1 protein-coding gene is annotated in these 1,055 nt (G+C 72.0%); it reads right to left on the bottom strand.

Translation table 11 applies throughout. From position 1 onward, the window contains the following. On the bottom strand, positions 1–1,055 hold a 1,055-nt coding region (locus L995_RS30705), incomplete at both ends, for an ankyrin repeat domain-containing protein (protein ID WP_047475241.1).

Raw genomic sequence — 1,055 nt, 5'->3', positions numbered from 1 at the left:
GCCGGGCGCCTCGGGGTCGGGCCTGGCCAGGGGCATGCCGTGGTCCAGCAGGGCCTGGGCGCAGCCCAGCCAGTCGCCGCCGCCGGGTTCCGTGGATTCGGGCCGGTTCAGCGATGCCCAGCACAGGGTTCCTGCGCAGTTGTCGCCATAAGCGTGGCGTTCGGTCCACTGTGCGCCGTGCTCCAGCAGGAAGCGCGCCATGGCGGCATCGCCACGGAAAACGGCCTGGTTCAGTGCGGATGCATCCCAGTCGCCGCCGCGCGCAGCAATGGGCCAGCCCAGTTCCACCATGCAGCGCACGGCCTCCAAGCGGCCCAGGGCTGCCAGTTCGGGCAGCATGCGCAGCTGCTCGTGAGACAGTCCTTGCAGCAGACCCGGGTGGGACGCGAGAAGCCCTCCGGCCCGGGCCCGGTCGCCCATGGCGCAGGCGGCAACGAACTGTTCTTCGGGCGTGGCGGTTTCAGCGCCCGTGGCCTGTTCCAGCAGGACGGCCACGTCTGCCAGGCCAAAGCGCCGTGCCAGGCGGGCGGCGCCCAGGCCTTGCGGTGTGCGGGTGGCCGGGTCGGCTCCTGCATCCAGCAAGGCCTGCACGTGGGCGGGCGAGCGCAGCCGGCGTATGGCCCACAGCAGCGGGCGGCCCCATTCGCCCTGGCCGTTGTCCTCGTTCGGATCGGCGCCGTGGTCCAGCAGCAGGCGCAGGGCCTGCACATCGTCCATGTCCAGCACGCGGAACAGGGCATTGCTGCCCTCCACGCGCGCGCCCGCCTGCAGCAGCAGCCGCGTGCATTCGCGGCTGGCCGGCGTGCCTTCCAGAGAGTGGTAGAGCGATTCGCCGTCGTTGGGGTCGGCCCCGGCCTGCAGCAGCATCTGCGTCAGTTGCGCATCATGGTTCTGGCCTGCTGCGCCATAGAGTGCTGACAGCCGCTCGGTCTCGGAGGGCGCCTGCAGCGAGGCCGGCGGCCAGCGATTGCCCACGGTCTGCAGCGGGTCGGCTCCCGCGTCCAGCAGCCAGCGCGCGCAGGCGCGCAGCGGCTCGGCGAACTCGGGCAGACGCA

The organism is Delftia sp. ZNC0008, assembly GCF_000799035.1.
Taxonomy (GTDB): domain Bacteria; phylum Pseudomonadota; class Gammaproteobacteria; order Burkholderiales; family Burkholderiaceae_C; genus Comamonas; species Comamonas tsuruhatensis.
Note: the sequence above shows the minus strand (reverse complement) of the source record. Positions and strands in the feature narration are given on the sequence as shown.